This window comes from Capnocytophaga sp. H2931, assembly GCF_002302535.1.
Classification (GTDB): domain Bacteria; phylum Bacteroidota; class Bacteroidia; order Flavobacteriales; family Flavobacteriaceae; genus Capnocytophaga; species Capnocytophaga canis.
Window position 1 is genome coordinate 71,477 of sequence record NZ_CP022381.1, and the last position, 19,714, is coordinate 91,190.

General features: G+C 35.6%; 17 protein-coding genes. 8 read left to right on the plus strand and 9 right to left on the minus strand.

Features of this window, described 5'->3' with window-relative positions; all coding sequences use genetic code 11:
• Positions 1–202 precede the first annotated feature (202 nt).
• The 6 genes from CGC52_RS00300 to CGC52_RS00325 form a co-directional block, all read right to left on the minus strand.
• Positions 203–2,491: a TonB-dependent receptor domain-containing protein gene (locus CGC52_RS00300; protein WP_095893106.1), complete on the minus strand. Its 2,289-nt coding sequence runs from the start codon at positions 2,489–2,491 to the stop codon at positions 203–205.
• A gap of 107 nt (positions 2,492–2,598) precedes the next feature.
• Positions 2,599–2,958: a hypothetical protein gene (locus tag CGC52_RS00305; protein WP_231549986.1), complete on the minus strand. Its 360-nt coding sequence runs from the start codon at positions 2,956–2,958 to the stop codon at positions 2,599–2,601.
• A gap of 162 nt (positions 2,959–3,120) precedes the next feature.
• Positions 3,121–3,630 (minus strand): HAD family hydrolase, encoded by a 510-nt coding sequence (locus tag CGC52_RS00310; protein WP_095893107.1) that lies wholly within the window; start codon positions 3,628–3,630, stop codon positions 3,121–3,123.
• Positions 3,611–4,384, minus strand: a complete 774-nt coding sequence (locus tag CGC52_RS00315) for a Rossmann-like and DUF2520 domain-containing protein (RefSeq protein WP_095893108.1) — start codon at positions 4,382–4,384, stop codon at positions 3,611–3,613. Before CGC52_RS00315 ends, CGC52_RS00310 begins: the two co-directional genes overlap by 20 nt.
• A gap of 11 nt (positions 4,385–4,395) precedes the next feature.
• Entirely contained in the window at positions 4,396–4,956 is a 561-nt protein-coding gene (locus tag CGC52_RS00320) for a hypothetical protein (RefSeq protein ID WP_095893109.1), read from the minus strand.
• Positions 4,957–5,130: 174 nt separating this feature from the next.
• On the minus strand, positions 5,131–6,681 hold the full coding sequence (locus tag CGC52_RS00325) for a helicase HerA-like domain-containing protein (RefSeq protein WP_095893110.1): 1,551 nt from the start codon (positions 6,679–6,681) through the stop codon (positions 5,131–5,133).
• A 290-nt stretch (positions 6,682–6,971) separates the two neighbouring features.
• On the opposite strand from CGC52_RS00325, the gene gyrA reads away from it, so the two are divergent.
• The 5 genes from gyrA (at position 6,972) to CGC52_RS00350 (ending at position 13,919) form a co-directional block, all read left to right on the plus strand.
• The gene (gyrA, locus tag CGC52_RS00330; RefSeq protein WP_042009187.1) at positions 6,972–9,500 is read left to right on the plus strand and encodes a DNA gyrase subunit A; all 2,529 of its coding nucleotides are present in this window, start codon (positions 6,972–6,974) and stop codon (positions 9,498–9,500) included.
• Between the two features lie 38 nt (positions 9,501–9,538).
• Complete coding sequence (locus CGC52_RS00335; protein ID WP_042346871.1) at positions 9,539–10,798, plus strand: lipopolysaccharide assembly protein LapB; 1,260 nt, start codon at positions 9,539–9,541, stop codon at positions 10,796–10,798.
• A gap of 248 nt (positions 10,799–11,046) precedes the next feature.
• Positions 11,047–11,238 carry a hypothetical protein gene (locus tag CGC52_RS11170; protein WP_111966930.1) on the plus strand — a complete coding sequence of 64 codons (192 nt, stop codon included), beginning with the start codon at positions 11,047–11,049 and terminating at the stop codon, positions 11,236–11,238.
• A 197-nt stretch (positions 11,239–11,435) separates the two neighbouring features.
• The gene (locus CGC52_RS00345) at positions 11,436–11,906 is read left to right on the plus strand and encodes a hypothetical protein (RefSeq protein WP_042345058.1); all 471 of its coding nucleotides are present in this window, start codon (positions 11,436–11,438) and stop codon (positions 11,904–11,906) included.
• A gap of 339 nt (positions 11,907–12,245) precedes the next feature.
• Positions 12,246–13,919: a leucine-rich repeat domain-containing protein gene (locus CGC52_RS00350; protein ID WP_095893111.1), complete on the plus strand. Its 1,674-nt coding sequence runs from the start codon at positions 12,246–12,248 to the stop codon at positions 13,917–13,919.
• Positions 13,920–14,001: 82 nt separating this feature from the next.
• On the opposite strand, the gene CGC52_RS11385 is transcribed toward CGC52_RS00350, so the two are convergent.
• Both CGC52_RS11385 and CGC52_RS00360 read right to left on the minus strand, forming a co-directional pair.
• Positions 14,002–14,133 (minus strand): hypothetical protein, encoded by a 132-nt coding sequence (locus CGC52_RS11385; RefSeq protein ID WP_255318320.1) that lies wholly within the window; start codon positions 14,131–14,133, stop codon positions 14,002–14,004.
• A 222-nt stretch (positions 14,134–14,355) separates the two neighbouring features.
• Positions 14,356–16,515, minus strand: a complete 2,160-nt coding sequence (locus tag CGC52_RS00360) for a S9 family peptidase (RefSeq protein ID WP_095894405.1) — start codon at positions 16,513–16,515, stop codon at positions 14,356–14,358.
• A gap of 278 nt (positions 16,516–16,793) precedes the next feature.
• Here CGC52_RS00360 and CGC52_RS00365 point away from each other — a divergent pair, with 278 nt between their 5' ends.
• The 3 genes from CGC52_RS00365 to CGC52_RS00375 are packed head-to-tail and all read left to right on the plus strand — an operon-like array spanning position 16,794 to position 18,806.
• On the plus strand, positions 16,794–17,561 hold the full coding sequence (locus CGC52_RS00365) for a 3'-5' exonuclease (protein ID WP_042009481.1): 768 nt from the start codon (positions 16,794–16,796) through the stop codon (positions 17,559–17,561).
• A gap of 1 nt (position 17,562) precedes the next feature.
• Positions 17,563–18,180 (plus strand): DUF4230 domain-containing protein, encoded by a 618-nt coding sequence (locus tag CGC52_RS00370; RefSeq protein ID WP_042009479.1) that lies wholly within the window; start codon positions 17,563–17,565, stop codon positions 18,178–18,180.
• A gap of 14 nt (positions 18,181–18,194) precedes the next feature.
• Positions 18,195–18,806 (plus strand): fumarylacetoacetate hydrolase family protein, encoded by a 612-nt coding sequence (locus CGC52_RS00375; RefSeq protein ID WP_095893112.1) that lies wholly within the window; start codon positions 18,195–18,197, stop codon positions 18,804–18,806.
• 13 nt (positions 18,807–18,819) lie between these two features.
• Here the strand turns inward: CGC52_RS00375 and CGC52_RS00380 are convergent, their stop codons facing one another.
• On the minus strand, positions 18,820–19,683 hold the full coding sequence (locus tag CGC52_RS00380) for a lysophospholipid acyltransferase family protein (RefSeq protein WP_042009476.1): 864 nt from the start codon (positions 19,681–19,683) through the stop codon (positions 18,820–18,822).
• Positions 19,684–19,714 lie beyond the last annotated feature (31 nt).

The window sequence follows — 19,714 nt, forward strand, 5'->3', positions numbered from 1 at the left end:
TCATCCCTTTAGGGAAATTCTTCATCCCTTTAGGGAAATGCTTCGTTCCTTTAGGGAAATGCTTCGTCCCTTTAGGGAAATACTTCGTCCCTTTAGGGAAATACTTCATTCTTTTAAGGAAACGCTTCATCCCTTTAGGGAAATAATTTATTTCATATAATAAATTTTCTCTTGTACATTTTTTGCTTTTAGTTATATCTTACTAAAAAGAATATACTATACGTAATTGAATATTTCTACCTAAATCATGTGCATAGTATCGAAATCTATTCGTGTATTCTTTATATAGTTGGTTCAATATATTTTCAGCAGACATATGTACATCAAGCGATTGATTTCCTAAAGGTAGTTTAACGCCAAAACCAATATCAAATAGGTTATAAGCATCAGGCGTAGAGCTTACCAATTCTTGTGATGGGTCAAAACGAGTTTGTTTATTAACAAATTGATGTTTTGCAGAAAAATATACATTTTTCCAAATGCCTGTGTCAGGTAACTCAAATGAAACTTCTTGTGAAAAACGCTCTGAAGGAATAAACGGAAAGTATCGGCCTGTTTTAATTTCATTAGCGTAAACTACCGAAGCCTTTAAACGATATTTCCATGAAGGTAAAAATTGGTATCCAATTTCCAAATCAGCTCCTCTGAAAAAAGCATCGGATTGCTGATATTGAAAGATAGGAAATACTCCCGAAAATAAAGTTCGTGTTTTTCCCGTTGGAGCATCATAGATGTAATTTTGAATTAACTGAACAAACAAATCAACTTCGGCAGAGAATTTTTCTTTTTGATATTTTACCGAAGTAATCCACTTTCCACCTCTTTCGGATGTAAGTGAACCATCTCCGATATCAAAAGTTCCTGCTCCGTGATGAAGCCCATTACTGTAAAGCTCACTAACATGAGGGGAACGCCAAGCAACTCCTATATTAGATGTTACAGACCAAAAGTCAGTTGGTTTATAACTTCCTCCTATAAGATACGTCAAGTTATTAAATGTACGATTCCCTCCATAACGTTGCCCGAACAATCCGTAACCATCAGCATTCAATGTTTTATAATCATACCGAACTCCTGTTTCTGCTTCCCAACGCTTTTCAACATACTTTTGAATAGCAAAAGCTCCATATCCAACAGAAGCAAAATTAGGAATAACGGGGGTAATTCCCGTACCTGGTTTGTTATAATTCTCTTGACTTAAAGCAGTTAATCCTAACTGACTTTTCCACTTCCCGTACATGTTTTCCCAAGAAATATCAAGCGAGTGAGTTGCTAAGTGCATGTCCAAAGCAGGAATACGACTGCGTTCCAATCGCCGGACACTGTATTCATGTCGGATATTATCTTGGAAAGCATACTGAGCTGTTAATTTACCTCCAAAAGGAAGAAAAACATAAGCTTTTGCCTTTGCCAAATGATGTATTACCTTTTGTTTTGGAGCATTTACCTCATAGGAAAATGGATAAGTAGTCAAAGGACGACCCACTTGAAAACGCGTTTGTAAATCTTCTAAGTTTCCAATGTGAGAACCATAGAATACACCAGACTCATTATTATATTGACTATAAAAAGCCTCTATTCCCCATAGTTCCTTCTCCCATCCTGTTTCCAGAGAAAAATTTTCTTCACGAACTCCTGTATTATTAAGATAATAATCAGCGGTTTTAATATCCCCAGCACGTTTTAATGTTCCCTGTACTCGCCATGCCCATAGCGGAACCTTTGGAACAGTTCCTTCTAACTTTGCGGAAGTTGTTGTTCGTCGTCCGTTAGATGAAAACGAAGGAGATACTTCTCCATGCAGATTATCTCCATACGGAAGTTTACTTGAGGATAGCAAAATAACTCCTCCCAAAGCATCCGAACCATAACGAACAGCATCCGCGCCCTTAACAACAGTTATCCGATTTGCCATTGAAGGATCAATTTCAGGAGCATGATCTGCTCCCCATTGCTGTCCTTCTTGCCGAATACCATTATTAAGTATCAGTACGCGATTGCTATGTAGCCCATGGATTACGGGTTTTGCGATGGTAGCTCCGCTTTGTATCATCGAAACACCTTGCACAGAACTGAGCATTTTGGCAAGTGACTCTCCAGATTGTTTCTCTAAATCATTCTTGGTCAATACTCCCGTGACTGTATTGCGATGTACTCCCTGATAAGAGGAAGATATGATAACCTCCGAGAGTTCATTCAGGCTTTCTATCATGGATATAACCACCAGCGAATTAGTTGTAGGAAAGGTCACTTTACCTTGATACTCCTCAAATCCTAAATACGTAACTCTAATAGGGAATGTTCCTTTTTTTAAGTTAAGTATGGCAACTTCTCCTTCAAGGTTAGTGACGTAATGTTTTCCTAAAAAATGAATTACAGCACCTACCAAAGGTTGTTTTTCTTTACTATCTTCAACTTTCAGATGTAATTTTTCTTGTCCGAAACCAATAGCCATACAGCTGAAAGTCAAAAGATAAAGAATATTTCGCATATAAATCTTTTGATATGTTTGTTTGAAAAAATAGTGTAATGATTCTGTAAGGAAGAATTCTTCCTCAGAACATTATTTAGAATACATCTTCGAAAAAGATGTTCATTTTAAGAGAGTACAACACTCGGTGGAGCTCTGGTTGAAGTGTATAAATGATACGCTATGTAGTTTTTTTCTTGATCTACAAAACGTGTAGAATTGTTTTGTTCAAGTAACGTATAAATAAAGTAAGGTTGCACAAAAAAGTTGTGCAATTGAAAGAAAATACAGTCGATTGGATGCTGGTGCGAGTCCGAGAAGTGAGCTTCATGCTGACACTTTTTGTTGGTAGCGTGTGTACAGATTTCTTCCGCCGAATGATGCTCATGGTGTTCGTGAAAAAATTCCCCTACAGGAAAAGCGACTTTAAGCATACTAACGAGTAGCAAAAAGTTCAACAGGCGGATATGTACATTTTTTTTTCTCAACGCTATATTCAAATAACCTAAAGACGAAATAATATGTGTTAAGATACGTATTTTTAGGTTTAGTTTTTTATCACATACAATGATTGTAATGGAAATCGTTCCTTACGAGTATTGCAACCCGTTTTTGAAAACGGGTGCAAATATAAGAAAATATTGAAAATCTTAAAACTCCCAATCACCGCGTACTTTGAGTACCTGTGTGATTACATCCCGAACACAACCTTTACCCCCTTCCAAGTGGGAAATATAGTCGGCTACAGCTTTTACTTCAGGAGCAGCATCTTGTGGACAGGTAGCTAATCCAGCGTGTTTCATTGGAGGAATGTCCGGTAAATCGTCTCCCATATAAAGAATTTGTTCCTTTTTTAAGCCTTTATTTTTTTGGTATTCAAGAAAAGTATCTAATTTTTGGTGTCTTTTCATGAATACATCCGTAATTCCCAAATCTTCAAAACGTTTTTTAGTTCCTTGGTTATTTCCGCCCGTAATGATGCAAATGTTATATCCTTTTTCAATAGCGTATTTCATTACGAAACCATCCTTAACGCTCATGCTTCGAAGTAATTCTCCTTCATTGGTTACTAATACTTGAGCATTGGTTAGTACGCCATCCACATCAAAAACAAATGTGGTTACGTCTTTTAAAAATTCTTTATAACTTTTCTTTTCCATATGTGGTTAATATTGAATTTGTAATTGTTTTGTATATCTCTTTTTCAACTCCATTTAGCATAGCCATGTGATTTTTGATTGTTTGTTGGTCATCGCGTCGGGCAGGTCCCGTTTGGGCTTCTATGGCTGAAATATTTTGTAACTTTTCAAAGGTCTCGGTTAATAAAGGTTTGAGTATTTCGAAAGGAATTTTATGTTCATCGCACAGTTTTTGACCAATCCCTACCAGATGGTTAGTAAAATTATTTACAAAAACTGCTGAAATATGGAGTATTTTTCGTTGAAAACTATTAATTTCATAGATGTTTTCAGAAATAGATTCAGCTAAATGACGTAAAATGTTCAAATCTTCTGCTCTTTTAGCTTCTAAGCATAATGGAATTTTCCTAAAATCTACGGGTTTAGCTTTTGAAAACGATTGCAATGGATAAAAAATACCTTTTCTATTTTTGTCATTCAGTAAGTCAATGTCCGTATTTCCTGAAGTATGAACCACTAATGAGTTGGTGTAAGGCAACCGTGCTGAAACATCAGCAATCGCATCGTCTTTCACAGCAATGATGGTCAAATCAGTGGGTTTTAATTCGGCGATATGAGTCGTTTTCTTAATTTCAAATTTATCAAAATCAGAAGTGAAGCAACTTCTATTGTAAAGTTGCTTCACTTCCACATCTGTTAATTTCAGGAAAGTATCAACCAAATGAAAAGCTACGTTTCCTCCTCCAATAATTGTAATCGTCAATGTTTTTTTCATCGATTTTTATATTAATATATGCTCCAATCTACCACCATTCGGTCGATTTTAGCATCTTCTTCGATGTCATCTTTGGTTACATCAGATGAAAGTCCAAAATTTTTATTTTTTAAAGCCGATTTATCAAACGTAAAATAAACGTTTTCACCTTTCGGGGTAATTAAAATACTTTTAAAGGTCTGTTCTATTTCAAAATCAGTGTATTTTGATTTAATATCTTTGTAAGTACTTGCCAAAGAGATTCCTTTTTCTGTAGTAAAACGCGGATCTAATATACGTACGCTTTCCACGACTTTTTCATTTGTTTTTCCACTAATAGCAGGTGTAATTTCCAGTAATTCTTTTCCTCCTTTTTCAAAGATTAGAATACGCTCCGTATTCGCATATCGGAGTTCTCCATCATAGGTGCTGTTCACCAACGAATCTTTGGCATAGATGGAATCCAATTTTTGTACAGCCACATTTTTTTGTAGTACGCCTATATTTTCTTTAGTTATTAAATAGGTGTTATCCTCTGATTTACAAGCAACTATTGATAAAGCCAAAAATGTTAATCCAATTATTTTTCTCATGTTATAACTATTGATTTTATATATTATTTGGTAGTGTTATAAAAAGTATGATGTTAGTTCTGATTGTCAGGCTGAGCGTAGTCGAAGCCCTGTAATTACAAGGCTTCGACTACGCTCAGCCTGACAGAAATATCCACTTTATTAAAGGTATCATACTTTTTACAACACTTCCTATTATTTTTTAATAACTTTATTTAGTATTCCCAACACTCCACGCACAAAAGTAGCACTTGTCACCATTTTCAACAGCGGATTTTGAGCGGTTGAGCGAGTTGTTCGAGATGTTTTGCGTGTTGTAGGGGATTGTGATTGACGCGATTGCTGTTTTTCAGCTAACTCACGTTCTTTTTCTTTGGTTGCACTGGCTTGAATTTCAGCTATTTTTTTGTTTAATAACTCGTAAGCACTTTCTCGGTCAATGGTTTCGTTGTATTTTTTAGCTAATTCCGACCGATTTACTAAACCATTTATTTCGGTATCAGAAAGAATATCCATACGACTCATCGGGGCTCTAAGCATGGTAGCAACCAATGGGGTAGGGATTCCTTTTTCGTTCAAAATTGTCACGAAAGCTTCTCCTGTTCCTAAAGAGGTCAGTACTTCTGCAGTGTTGTAGTATTCTGTGATTGGGTAATTTTCAGCCGTTAGTTTGATGGCTTTTCGATCTTTGGCAGTGAAGGCTCTCAGAGCGTGTTGCACTTTCATTCCTAATTGCGAAAGTACAGCATCAGGTACATCTGTTGGATTTTGTGTGCAGAAAATCAAACCGACGCCTTTGGAACGGATTAATTTAACGATATTTTCTAATTGATTCAACAAGGTTTTTGATGCTTCACTGAAAATTAAGTGAGCTTCATCAATAAAAATCACCAATTTAGGTTTTTTAAGGTCTCCTTCCTCTGGGAAAGTTGAGTAGATTTCTGCTAACAAACTGAGCATGAAAGTAGAAAACATCTTTGGACGATCTTGAATGTCTGTCAATCGGATAATATTTACATACCCTTCACCTTTATTGTTAGTTCTTAGTAAATCAGAGGGTTCAAAACTACGTTCGCCGAAGAATAATTCTCCTCCTTGGTGTTCCAATTCCACTATTTTTCGGAGAATAGCACTTGTTGATGTTTTAGCTATAGCTCCGTATTCTTTTTCAAAATCAGTTTTACCTTCTTCTGTAGCAAATTGGAGTATTTTTTTCAAATCTTTTAAGTCCAACAGCGGGTAATTGTGATCATCACAATACTTAAAGATAACAGCTAACACGCCTTCTTGTACATCGCTCAAATCTAAAATACGGGAAAGTAATACCGACCCGAACTCAGAAACTGTAGCACGTAAACGAACCCCTTTTTGTTCTGAAATGGTTAAAAGCTCCACAGGGAACGATTGATTTTCAAAAGGAAGCCCTATCTTTCTATGACGCTCTGTAATGAAAGATTTTTCTTCACCTGCTTCTGCCAATCCGCTTAAATCACCCTTCAAGTCCATTAAAAGTACAGGAACACCATTTTTGGATAAATTCTCTGCAATGACCTGCAAAGTTTTGGTTTTTCCTGTACCAGTCGCACCTGCGATGAGTCCATGACGATTCAAAGTTTTTAGAGGTAAATTAACTAACAGATTTTCAATAGGTTCTCCATCGAATATCGCACCTCCTAATGTAATGTAGTCGCCCTTACAGGTATATCCCGAAAGGATATGCTCCTTAAAAGATTCTATTTTACTCATTCTTTTTGTTCACAAAGTTACAAGGTAACAAAGGTACAACAAAAAGTGGAAAAAAAGAAAGTTTCATTTGAAAAAAAACAGAATTGAAAGCTAATATTATTTTTTAACATCTTGTTTTCTAAAAAAGATGTCAAAAAATATATTTTATATATGATTGATTATAAGTTGTTTAATTTATGTACACTTTTCATATAACAAAAAAAATCTTTTTTTTATTAGTCCAGTACAAATATTCTTCGTACATTAGCACGTTAATTGAATACAAAACATAAAAAATAGTAAGAAATAATATGGCAGAAGGAGAAAAACTCATTCCAGTGGACATTGGTGATGAGATGAAATCCGCTTACATTGACTACTCAATGTCGGTAATTGTTTCGCGAGCATTGCCCGATGTGCGTGATGGTTTGAAGCCAGTGCATCGTAGGGTGTTGTTCGGGATGAATGAATTAGGAGTTTTTAGCAATAGTCAACACAAAAAATCAGCAAGGATTGTGGGAGAAGTTCTTGGTAAGTACCACCCCCATGGAGATTCCTCAGTATATGATACTATGGTACGTATGGCTCAAGATTGGAGCTTACGTTACATGCTTGTTGATGGAAAAGGAAACTACGGTTCGGTTGATGGCGATCCTCCTGCGGCAATGCGTTACACAGAGGCTCGTATGCGTAAAATTTCCGAAGATATGTTGGTTGATATTGACAAAGACACGGTCGACCATCAGTATAACTTCGATGATACTTTGTTGGAACCCAAGGTTTTGCCAACGCGTATCCCCAGTTTATTAGTTAATGGATCTTCGGGAATTGCTGTAGGTATGGCAACTAATATGGCTCCTCATAATTTGACGGAAGTCATTGATGGAACGGTAGCCTACATTGAAAATCCTGAAATAGATATTGAAGAGCTAATAAAATATGTCAAAGCTCCTGATTTCCCTACAGGAGGTATCATTTATGGTTATGAAGGCGTTCGAGAGGCATTCAAAACGGGACGTGGTCGAGTTGTTGTACGTGCGAAAACTAATATCGAAGAAGTAAATGGAAAAGAATGCATCATAGTTACCGAAATTCCATATCAGGTCAATAAAGCTGAAATGATTAAAAAGACGGTGGATTTGATCAATGAGAAGAGAATTGAAGGAATTTCTGAGGTGCGAGACGAATCGTCTGGAAGGGGAGGAATGCGTGTTGTTTATGTTTTGAAACGAGATGCTGTAGCTAATGTAGTATTAAATAATTTATTCAAACATACTGCTCTACAAACATCGTTCAGTGTAAATAACATTGCTTTAGTTGACGGTCGTCCACAATTGTTAAATTTGAAGGATTTAATTCACTATTTTGTGGAACACCGCTATGATGTGGTTTATCGCAGAACTCAGTTCGAACTGAAAAAAGCACAGGAAAGAGCACATATTTTAGAAGGATTAATCATTGCTTCTGATAACATTGACGAGGTAATTGCCATTATCCGTTCGTCGGAAAATGCGAACGAAGCTCGTACCAGATTGATGGAGCGTTTTGAATTATCTGAGATTCAATCACGAGCCATTGTTGAGATGCGTTTGCGTCAGCTAACAGGTCTGGAGCAAGATAAGTTGCGTATTGAATATGAGGAGGTTATGGCTCTTATTAAAGATTTGGAAGACATCATCGCACGGAAAGAGCGTCGTACTGAAATTATCAAAGAAGAATTGCTTGAGGTGAAGGCAAAATATGGTGATGAACGTCGTTCACAAATTGAATATGCAGGAGGAGAGTTTAGTGTTGAGGATATGATTCCTGATGAAACAATGGTCATCACAATTACACATGCTGGATACATTAAACGTACATCGTTGAACGAATACAAAACCCAGAATAGGGGAGGTGTGGGGCAGAAAGCGTCCAATACGCGTGACCAAGATTTCTTAGAACATCTGTTCGTAAGCTCGAATCACCAATACATGTTGTTCTTTACCCAAAAAGGAAAATGTTTTTGGATGCGCGTGTATGAAATTCCTGAAGGAACAAAAACATCGAAAGGAAGAGCCATTCAAAATCTTATCAATATTGAACAAGATGATAAGGTTAAAGCCTTTATCAGCGTAAAAGATTTGAAAGATGAGGAATACATCAATAACAACTTTTTGATTATGGCGACAAAACAAGGAATCGTCAAGAAAACGTTATTGGAGGAATACTCCCGTCCACGTCAAAATGGAATAAACGCTATTACCATTAAAGATGGTGATGAGTTGTTAGAAGCAAAACTTACTTCAGGAAAAAGTCAACTAATGTTGGCAGTGAAATCAGGACGAGCTATTCGTTTCGAAGAGGAAAAAGTACGTGCAGTAGGACGTAACTCACAAGGGGTTCGAGGTATTGATTTGGACGTGGAAACAGACGAAGTAGTTGGAATGATCGCTATTGAAAATCCGCAGGAAGAAACCGTTTTGGTGGTTTCAGAAAACGGCTACGGAAAACGTTCTTACATTGATGAACCTGAAACTGGAGAAGCAGTTTACCGAATTACCAATCGAGGAGGAAAAGGAGTAAAAACCATTTCAATCACTGAAAAAACAGGTAACTTAGTGGCTATTAAGAGTGTACTTAGTGGTGAAGATTTGATGATTATTAACAAATCTGGAATAGCTATCCGTTTACCAATAGACGATTTACGAATTATGGGACGTGCAACACAAGGGGTTAGGCTCATCAATATTAAAGGAAATGACTCTATAGCAGCTGTTGCGAAAGTTATGAAGGAGGATGAGCAGGAATCTTCAACGGATGAAAATCAAGAAAATGGTACAGAAATTGAGAGTACAGAATAGAAACAAAAAAATATTGTAGAATTAATTACCAGAAACAAATGAAAAAACCATTAGTGATAGCAGCTGCTTTATTAGTTTCGGCAACTGCATTTGGACAGAAAAAAGAACTCAGAGAAGTTGAAAAGCTAATCAAAAAAGGAGATTTAGCAGGAGCAAAAACGATGCTTTCTCAGGTGAAAAGCATAGCCTCAAGTGGTGATTTTGCGGCTCAATACTATTTTTTGGAAGGGACAGTAGGTTTGGAAAATGCAAAGAAAAATGCTAATTTACTTGCCTCATTGAAAGATGCTTCACAAGCATTTGCCAAAGTGAGAGAAATAGAGGGAGGAAAAGGGAAATTTACAGCTCAACTACCTGCTTTAAGTGAAGTAGCCGCTAAAATTGCATCGAATAAAGGGCAAGAAGCGTACACAAAGCAAGATTTCAAAACAGCTACTACAGCTTTTGAACAGGTATACCGCTTCAGCCCAAAGGATACGGTCAATCTATACTATGCTGCTTCAATGGCTGTTCAAGATAAAGATTATGATTTGGCTTTGCAATATTACAAAGAATTAAAAGATATGAACTACGATGGTTCAGAGGTTCTTTACTACGCAAAAGACAAGCAGTCAGGAGAGGAACAGTTATTTGGAAGCAAAAATCAACGAGATTTGATGGTTAAAGGAGGAACGCACACGAATCCAAGAACCGAGAAAACCCCATCAAAACGCGCTGAAATCGTAAAAAATATAGCTTACATTTATGTAGAGCAAGGCAAAAACGATGAAGCATTACAAGCTTTTGAAGAAGCTCGTAAGAGATTTCCAAACGATGCCAACATCGTGGTACAAGAGGCGATGATTTATTTCCAATTGGATAATAAAGATAAATTTAAAGAATTGATGCAAGAAGCTATCAGAATTGAACCTAATAATCCTGATTTGCATTACAATATAGGAGTAATCAATTTACAACAAAATAATGTAGTTGAAGCTCGTAAATCATTTGAGGAAGCATTAAGACTAAAACCAGACTATGCAGCAGCTGCGTTAAACATCTCAACATCATACATTACTGAGGGTAATGCCTTGATTGAGGAGATGAATGCTTTGGGTAACTCAAAAGCAGATGTTAAAAAATACGAAGAATTGAGAGTGAAAAAAGATGATTTCTTCAAAAAAGGAGCAGATGTTTTGGAAGATTATGTAAAAAAACAAGGTAATACTAAGGATATTTTAGAGCAATTGAAAAGTATCTATGGTGCCTTAGGGGATCACAGCAATTTCCAAAGAATTAAATCTTTATTAGGAGAGTAGTCATTGATTGTCTCAAACGAAGTTAAAGAAAGTTGTCCACAATATTGGGCAACTTTTTTTGTATGGTAGTTTTTTTTTTTTATCTTTTCACCTTTGTACAATGAATTGACTTTTATTAAACTTAAAAAAATACTTATTTGGGTGTTATGTGAAAATCACAAAATATTTTAACATTTAAATCTATTCAGATATGAAAAATTAGCATATATTTGCAACCTGATACAAAGCATTTAACTACTCAAAACTTTATGAATTTCATTACAAAATACTTGCATAACTCATTGAATTTCTGTATATTTGCATTGCAAATTGATATAGCAACGCAACGCAACGCAACGCAACGCAACGCAACGCAACGCAACGCAACGCAACGCAACGCAACGCAACGCAACGCAACGCAACGCAACGCAACGCAACGCAACGCCTTTCTTATGCTTTAACTAAAAGTTCCTTCGCGTGTGTATATACTTTTTCTGCATATATACAACATTTCATAACTTATTTTTTACAACATAATACAAATTTGCTAACAATATATAGCAAACAGACCGATTATGGGCATATGGCTCGTAATCGGTTTTTTGCATTTTTGTGTAAATTGGGAAAATAGAAATTTTAACTATAAAACTTTAATACGATGACAGACAAAAATTTAGCCAGTGTAGTTTTTACTGCCGAAGAATTACAAAAGTTAGATGAAGCCTTGCAAAACATTGAAAATGTGCTAAAAGGAAAAACATTTAACCTTACTCCTGATGAACGTAGACAGTACGGAAGCATTGCTGAGCAAAACAAACTTTTTGTAAATAAGTGCAAAGAGTTTATGGAGCAATATCCTCAGTTTGTGCCTTCTTTTTTGGATAAGGAGGAATTTGACCGCGATTATCAAGCTCGTCAGCAAATTGAAACTCGCCTTATTCGTCTTAAAACTATTACAGAACAACTTTCGGATACTAAAGTATTGCTTGATAATGACAATTATTTCAATTCGATAACCTTTTACCGAAATGTCAAATTTTTAAGCGGACAAAACGTTCCTGGAATTAAAACCCTATATGAGCAACTGAAGCAATTTTTTAAAGGAGGACGGAAGAAAGCGGATGTATAAAATTCCTTTTGAAAAAAGATTTTTAAAAAATCCCCCTTTAAAGGGGGTAGGGGGATGTAAAAAATCAAACAACCTATTAAATAGGTTTTATAACCATACTTAATAGATATCATCAGGGTATTGAATGCTTTTTATCAATGTATTTAATAGGGTTTAAAATGGTATTAAATACGTTGTTTCAGTGTATAAAATACATTTCCGAAGGGTATTTTATACGTTTCTGAGACGTATTTTTAGAGGTTGAAAACCTATTTAGTGCTTTATTGAAACATATAAAATGGATGGTTTGTATTGTTTTTTAATAAATTAGTTTTTAATGATTTAAAATTTTATAGAAGAATGAAGAAAATTATAATGTATGTAATGACTCTGCTTATAGCAGTGGTTATAGGTGGTTGCACCAAAGAAGGTCCCGCAGGAAAAGATGGGCGTGACGGTATTAACGGAAAAGATGGTAGCACCATCATTACGGGCAGTGGTGTACCCGATGCTTCCTTAGGAAACGTGGGTGATTACTATTTTGACCGCACCACTTCCAATCTGTATGGGGCTAAAACAACCAATGGCTGGGGAATGCCCGTAAACTTGAAAGGTTTGCAAGGAGACAAAGGCGATAAAGGCGATACAGGAGCAACGGGAAGTACCGGAGCTAATGGTATTGACGGCAATAGAATTCTTTACGGAACCACCGCCCCCACAGCCCATTTAGGAAATATAGGCGATTGGTATATTGACACCAAAAACGCAAAACTATATGGGGCAAAAACCGAACAAGGTTGGGGGAGTGGTATCTCACTAAGTGGAGGAAACTCTGAGGGTATTTCTGCCTCTGACTACAAATTGAGTGCTGACGGTAAAACTTTGGTATTATGGATGAACATTAGCACTCGCAATATTGATATGAATGCCGACCCCAATTTAAGTCAGGTAACCACCATTGGGCGAGAAGCTTTTGTAGATTGTAACAACTTAAATTCTATTATCATTTCCAATAGTGTGAAAGTGATAAAACCCAAGGCTTTTACTAATTTACGTCGTTTGAGCTCTGTGGAATTGGGTAGAGGTGTTCAAAATATAGCATCGATAAATAAAGAATATAACTTTTACGAACACGATACAATAAAATCAGGAGTTTTTCATAATTGTACAAGTTTAAAAACCATTACAATACCCAAGCAATTGAAAGACATAAGTGGAGCTTTCAGAAATTGTACTGATTTAACATCGGTTATTTTAGAAGAGGGGGTAACCGATATTGAGGGAGCTTTTGTAGGTTGTTCGAAATTAAGTAGTATAACAATTCCTAATAGCATTGTAAATATAGAGGGAGCTTTTGTAAAATGTAAGGAATTAAAAACAGCTATTATTGGAAATGGAGTAGAATATTGGAAACAAGCTTTTCAGGATTGTAAAAACCTTAAAGATGTTACTTTATCCGATGGCATTACAAACATTGGAAATGATGGAGGATATGATGGAATTTTTGAAGGTTGTGAATCTCTTAGTACCATAAATATTCCCAATGGAGTAACCCGTATAGCAGACAGAACTTTTGATGGTTCTGGGCTGGTATCAGTAGTATTGCCCAATAGTGTAACCGAATTAGGGAAAGGTACTTTTGCTAATTGTGAAAAATTAACTTCCGTTACGCTTTCCAATCAAATGACTATAATCAAAGGAGCAGAGTATTACTATGACCAAAATGCTACATTTTACAATTGCAAAGCCCTTACCACACTTACCATACCTGCCAATATAACTACCATTGAAAAGGGTGCTTTTTGGGAGAATGGTTTAACTTCGGTTACCTTAGAGGCAACTACGCCTCCGCAAATAGAAAACTATATTGGGCTTTTTGTTGACCAAAATGATGAAAATAATCATAATAGTAGCCCTAAACTCACTAAAGTAAAAACCATTTATGTACCTGCAAGTAGTTTAAGTGCTTATCAAAATGCAAAGGGCTGGAAAGATTTAGCTACTAATGGGATAAGCTTATTACCTAAGCCCTAAGAAACAACGTTTTAGATTAACAAAAAAACCGAAAGTGTAATACTTTCGGCTTTTTTGTTACTTCTTTAAAAGAATCTTACAATTATTTAAACTCTTTTTCGTAGCGTTTGCGGTCGTTTTCGTTTAGGTAGATTTTACGCAAACGTAATGATTTTGGCGTAACTTCCACGTATTCATTCGTGCAGTACGTACTTGGAATGAGCGTTCCACCCATGATGATGGCGAATTTGGTTGATGAGATTTATAGACAAAGTAAAAATATATTTGAAAATGAATGAAATAAAGAGAATAGTTGTACAAAGTAGCAGAAAGGGAAATTTGGTTATCAAACGAATTTCCAAAGAAAAAGCATCTCCCTATTTTTGGAAGATGCTTTTCTAAGGAAAATTTATTCAGAAGAGGCTGTCCTTTTCGGATAGCTTTTTCTTTTATAAGATTATTTAGTTATTCCTTCCAAATCCAGCATAAATGCGTATTCTTTGGCGGTTTCTTTCAGGGCTTCAAAACGACCAGAGGCTCCGCCGTGCCCTGCATCCATATTCGTGTCGAGGAACAGCAAATTATTATTGGTTTTCATCTGACGTAATTTAGCCACCCATTTAGCTGGTTCCCAGTATTGTACTTGCGAATCGTGCAATCCTGTAGAAACATACATATTCGGATAATTCTGTGCTTTTACTTGGTCATAAGGCGAATAAGAAAGCATATAATCATAATACTCTTTTTCATTCGGATTTCCCCACTCATCATATTCTCCTGTTGTTAAAGGGATTGTATCATCAAGCATCGTAGTTATCACATCAACAAACGGAACAGCCGCAATCACACCATTGTAAAGCTCTGGAGCCATATTTACCACAGCTCCCATCAATAAACCTCCTGCTGAACCTCCTTCGGCATACAAATGTTCGTTTGAAGTGTATTTTTCAGCTATCAAGTGTTTAGAACAATCAACAAAATCGGTAAATGTATTCTTTTTGTGTAGCATTTTGCCGTTTTCGTACCATTTTCTGCCCAAATATTGCCCTCCACGAATGTGAGCAATCACATAAATGAAACCTCTATCAAGCAAACTCAATCGAGAAGAGGAAAAATACGGACTTACTGTATGTCCATACGAACCATAAGCGTACAACAACAACGGATTTTTGCCGTCCTTTTTCATTCCCTTACGATAAACCATCGACATCGGAATTTTTGTTCCATCTTGTGCCGTTGCCCAAATTCGTTCTTCTACGTAGTTATTTTTGTCGAAATTTCCACCCAAAACTTGTTGCTCTTTTAGCACCGTTTTTGCTTTGGTAACCATATTAAAGTCAATTACCGAAGCAGGTGTTGCCATCGACTGATATCCGTAACGCAATACATCTGTATCAAAATCAACATTTTGTGTAGTATATGCCGTATAAGTTTCACTTTCGAAAGGCAAATAATACGACTGCCCACCACTCCAAGTACGAATTTCAATTCTATTTAAACCATTGAACGTTTCTTCCACCACTAAGAAATTCTTGAAAATTTCGATTCCTTCTAAAAATACGTCTTCACGATGCGGAATAAGTTCTTTCCAATTCTCGGCAGAAGTCGCATTTTCAGCGGTTTTCATCAACTTGAAGTTCGTTGCATTGTCTTTATTGGTAACGATGTAGAAAGCATCACCATAGTGTGAAATATCATACTCCAAACCTCGTGTACGTTTCTGAAATACTTTAAAATCGCCCGTAGGATTGTCCGCTTTTAAGATTTGATATTCCGATGTAAGCGTACTTCCTGAACCGATAACGATGTATTTTCTTGATTTTTCACGATATACATACGTGTAGAAAGTATCGTCTTTTTCGTGGAAAATAAGTACATCTTTTTTGGTATCTGTACCCAATTCGTGACGATAAATTTTATCAGAACGAAGGGTTTGTGGGTCCTTTTGGGTATAAAATAGCGTTTTGTTATCACTTGCCCAAGCTGCTGAACCTGTGGTGTTTTCAATTTTTTCAGAAAGAATTTCACCTGTTTCTAAGTTTTTGATTTGCAACACGTATTGGCGACGAGAAACGGTATCCACACCAAAAACAGCCCATTTATTATCATCACTTACAGAAATTCCCGCAAGTTGGAAATAGGCGTGTCCTTTTGCCATTTCGTTACAGTCGAACATAATTTCTTCGGGAGCGTCCAAAGTTCCTTTTTTACGCGCATAAATCGGGTAATCTTTTCCTGTTTCGTAACGGGTAATGTACCAATATCCGTTGCGGAAATATGGTACGGACGAATCATCTTCTTTAATTCGAGATTTCATTTCCTCGAAAAGCGAATTTTGAAAATCCTTAGTGTGAGCCGTCATTTTTTGGTAATACTCATTTTCGGCATTCAGATAGTCGATAACTTCTTGGTTCTCACGTTGATTTAACCAAAAATAATCATCGGTACGTACATCACCAAATTTTTCCAATTTGTGAGGAACTTTCTTCGCCACAGGTGGCTGAATATCTGGATATTCTGTCTTTTTCATCGTTTCGGTATTATTTTTACAAGAAGTTGCAAAAATAAGCGAAACGGCAACAATAGCGAATTTTTTTTGATTTATTTTTTTTGTCATAATATAAAAAAAATTGATTAATAATTCCACAAAGATATAAAAAATATTGAAAAAAAGTTTTTCTGTAATTCTATTATAAGCGTAAGTCATACAAAAAAATCATGAAGACTAATTTGAGGCAAAATCTGTTTTATTTTGATTAAATGAATCATAATTTGTTTTTCTGTCGTATCTTTGTCGAGCATTCAAAACAAGAAATTTGCATTAAAATATATAATACAATGTAATTCAACTGTTTGAAACTTTATAATAAGATAAGACACATCAAATAAAAGAATATGAAATTAAAATTATCAAAACCTATTTGTTTTTTTGATTTAGAAACCACAGGAACAGATATTACCAAAGATCGTATCGTAGAGATTTCTATTTTAAAAGTTTTTCCAAACGGGAATAAAGAAAGTAAAACCTGGTTGGTAAATCCGACAGTGCCTATTCCAAAAGAAGCAAGTGATATCCATGGAATTACCGATGAGAGAGTTGCTAATGAACCTACTTTCAAAGAGTTAGCAAAAACAATCCACAACATGATTAAAGATTCTGATTTAGCGGGATTTAATTCAGATCGATTCGATATTCCTCTTCTGGCAGAAGAAATGTTACGTGCCGAAATAGATTTTGATTTAGGAAACCGCGTTACAGTCGATGTACAAACCATTTTTCACAAAATGGAACAACGAACCTTGAGTGCCGCCTATAAGTTTTACTGTGATAAAATTTTAGATGATGCCCACTCAGCAGAAGCCGATACTAATGCTACGTACGAGATTTTCAAATCCCAACTTGAACGATATGATGATTTGGGAACCGATATTAAAAAAATCAGTGAATTTACAACACGTAAGCAAAGTGTTGATTTTGCAGGTTTTATCGTGATGAACGATAAAAATGAAGAAATTTTTTCATTTGGAAAACACAAAGGGCGACGTGTGGAAGATATTTTAGCCGAAGAACCTGGCTATTTCGGATGGATTCTAAATGCTGATTTTCCTTTATACACTAAAAAAGTACTGACAGCCATTAAGTTACGTAAATTTAATTCATAGGATGAAACGATTTTTCATAGGTATGCTCACTGCGGTAGTACTTCTTTTAGGATTGAAATACATTTTCGATAAAAAAGAAGAAAAGGCAGTTTTGGAAGCCGACACAGCATTAATTCAGACCCAAATTGCGAATGTCAGCAAACTTATCGTTACTGAAGGTCATTTTTCAGAGGTAATTTCATATACAGATAGTCAGAAATATTTTTTAGATTTATTTTCATTCGACAAAAAAATACTAATTGTAGTCAATGCCGATGTAACAGTAGCATATGATCTTACAAAAATTACTTACGACATCGATGAAGTAAATAAGATAGTGAATATCAAATATATTCCTGAAGAGGAAATAAAAATATATCCAAATTTAAAATATTACGACATAAGTCAAAGTCAAGTAAATCCTTTTAATGCAGATGATGTAAACAAAATTCAGAAAAAAATACAAACTGAATTAGAGAAAAAAGTAGCAAATTCAACGCTGAAAAGCAACGCGAAAAACCGATTAATATCCGAACTATCAAACATTATTTTCTTGACACGCTCGGTCGGTTGGACGGTAGTTTATAACGATAAGCCCATTGAAAACACAACAGATTTACGAATACTTGAAAACAATTAAATATACATAAAATTATGAAAATCATTTGTGTAGGTAAAAACTATATTGACCATATTAAAGAATTTGACGGAAAACATCCCGAATCAATAGTATTGTTTATGAAACCCGACACGGCGATTCATAACACCGAATTACCCTATTATATTCCTGAGTTCACTTCCAATTTGCATCACGAAGTAGAGTTGGTATTGAAAATTAATCAGAATGGTAAATTTATTTCCGAAAAATTCGCTCACAAGTACTATGATGAAATTGGTTTGGGGATTGATTTTACGGCTCGAGACATACAATCATCTCTAAAAAAGGACGGACTATCCTGGGAAAAAGCCAAATCTTTTGACGGTTCTGCTATTATAGGAGATTTTGTACAAAAATCAACATTGGATTTGACTAACATTTCATTTCGATTAGAGAAAAACGGACAAACGGTACAACAGGGTAGTTCAAATCAAATGCTATGGAACTTTGACCAAATAGTTTCCGAATGTTCAAAGTATTTCACGCTACGCAAAGGGGATTTGATTTTTACGGGAACCCCTGCTAACGTAGGACAAGTACTTGCAAACGATATTTTAGAAGGTTTTTTGGGTGATAAAAAGATGTTTTCTTTTGCTATAAAGGGATGATTCGAGAACAATTTTACATGCGTTTAAAACGGTTATGAGTCCACAGATAGTATTCAGGTTGTGAATAAATCTGTTGGTTGAGACGTTCAAAAAACATATCTGTAATTTGATAATCAGGCATTTCGATCGGATTTTCGGAAAGAACTTCAAAAGTAGTCCGATAGTACCCTCGTTTTATTTTCTCAATGTTAGCGAATACAACTACCGTATTTAACTGTTTACTAATGCGTTCCGCTCCTGTGAAGACTGGTACTCGTAATCCTAAAAACGGACGACGATAGCTTTTGGAACTGTTAGGAACCTGGTCAGCGGCAAATCCGTAACAGCAAATAAGCCCTTCGTCTTTATGTCGTTTCATTTCCGCAGAAGCCTTGTAACGCGACATCAAAAAACTTTTATGTTTCATGCGGATTTTCTGGATTAGTTTATCGAAGTACTTGTTGCTCAACGGACTATAAAGCGCATATGACGTATGTTTTAAAGAATACGCCAACGACAACAACCACTCGTAACTCGCATAATGCCCACATATGAAAATAATGCTTCGATTTTCAGTTTCGTATTTTTTGAGAATTTCCAGATTGGAATAAATCATCCGTTTTTTCATCTCTTTTTCCGACATTCCGTAAGATTTTACCATTTCTAAAAATATATCACAGAAATGTTTGTAGAATTTTTTTTCTATGGATAATCGTTCCGATTCGCTCTTAAAAGGAAAGGCAATGGATAAATTCTTACGAACTACTTTAACCCTGAATTTCAGAATTTTATATATAACAATGTAAAAAAAATCAGACAAAACGTACAATAATCGGAATGGCAAAACAGAGACTAACCATATTAAGGGAAATGCCAAAATAAATATCAATAAATTCATCAGATGTGGAAATTTCCGCAAATATAGTTAT

Coding starts and splice junctions, on each gene's coding strand:
- CGC52_RS00365 (WP_042009481.1), top strand. CDS start 16,794: ATGAAATTAAAATTATCAAAACCTATTTGTTTTTTTGATTTAGAAACC.
- CGC52_RS00320 (WP_095893109.1), bottom strand. CDS start 4,956: ATGAGAAAAATAATTGGATTAACATTTTTGGCTTTATCAATAGTTGCT.
- CGC52_RS00325 (WP_095893110.1), bottom strand. CDS start 6,681: ATGAGTAAAATAGAATCTTTTAAGGAGCATATCCTTTCGGGATATACC.
- CGC52_RS00300 (WP_095893106.1), bottom strand. CDS start 2,491: ATGCGAAATATTCTTTATCTTTTGACTTTCAGCTGTATGGCTATTGGT.
- CGC52_RS00335 (WP_042346871.1), top strand. CDS start 9,539: ATGAAAAAACCATTAGTGATAGCAGCTGCTTTATTAGTTTCGGCAACT.
- CGC52_RS00345 (WP_042345058.1), top strand. CDS start 11,436: ATGACAGACAAAAATTTAGCCAGTGTAGTTTTTACTGCCGAAGAATTA.
- CGC52_RS00380 (WP_042009476.1), bottom strand. CDS start 19,683: ATGAATTTATTGATATTTATTTTGGCATTTCCCTTAATATGGTTAGTC.
- CGC52_RS00315 (WP_095893108.1), bottom strand. CDS start 4,384: ATGAAAAAAACATTGACGATTACAATTATTGGAGGAGGAAACGTAGCT.
- CGC52_RS00375 (WP_095893112.1), top strand. CDS start 18,195: ATGAAAATCATTTGTGTAGGTAAAAACTATATTGACCATATTAAAGAA.
- CGC52_RS00350 (WP_095893111.1), top strand. CDS start 12,246: ATGAAGAAAATTATAATGTATGTAATGACTCTGCTTATAGCAGTGGTT.
- CGC52_RS11385 (WP_255318320.1), bottom strand. CDS start 14,133: ATGGGTGGAACGCTCATTCCAAGTACGTACTGCACGAATGAATACGTG.
- gyrA (WP_042009187.1), top strand. CDS start 6,972: ATGGCAGAAGGAGAAAAACTCATTCCAGTGGACATTGGTGATGAGATG.
- CGC52_RS00360 (WP_095894405.1), bottom strand. CDS start 16,515: ATGACAAAAAAAATAAATCAAAAAAAATTCGCTATTGTTGCCGTTTCG.
- CGC52_RS00370 (WP_042009479.1), top strand. CDS start 17,563: ATGAAACGATTTTTCATAGGTATGCTCACTGCGGTAGTACTTCTTTTA.
- CGC52_RS00310 (WP_095893107.1), bottom strand. CDS start 3,630: ATGGAAAAGAAAAGTTATAAAGAATTTTTAAAAGACGTAACCACATTT.
- CGC52_RS11170 (WP_111966930.1), top strand. CDS start 11,047: ATGAATTTCATTACAAAATACTTGCATAACTCATTGAATTTCTGTATA.